The sequence below is a fragment of the Neptuniibacter pectenicola genome (assembly GCF_001597735.1).
In the GTDB taxonomy this organism is placed as follows: Bacteria; Pseudomonadota; Gammaproteobacteria; order Pseudomonadales; family Balneatricaceae; genus Neptuniibacter; species Neptuniibacter pectenicola.
On sequence record NZ_LUTS01000106.1, the window covers coordinates 1 to 339 of the forward strand.

At 49.0% G+C, this 339-nt stretch carries 1 protein-coding gene; it reads left to right on the top strand.

The window, feature by feature from the left end:
* On the top strand, positions 1-339 hold a 339-nt coding region (locus tag A3773_RS18210; protein WP_197462861.1), incomplete at both ends, for a thioredoxin domain-containing protein.

A 339-nucleotide genomic window follows, 5' to 3' on the forward strand; every position in this document is an offset into this window, starting at 1 on the left:
CAGATGGCGTATTTTCGTCACGAGCACTAACACAAGCTTCTATTTTCCTTGAGTCTCAGAAATTAGGGTTAGCAGGTCAGTTTCTGCATGAGACACAATTACGCCGTTATGTCGATGGTGTCGATACCTCTGAAGTCCCTGCCGTCGTGAGCATCGCTACAGAAGTGGCTGCAGAACAAGGCATTTCCATCGACGCAGATATGCTTGAACACGCTCTACAGAATGACAGTCCACTGCAACAGCAAGCGGATCAAATGGTTCAGCAAGCCAGTCAGCTGCTAAGCCGCTTGCCAGGATCGGGTGGGGTTCCGCAATTAATCATGACCAATAATGAAGGTC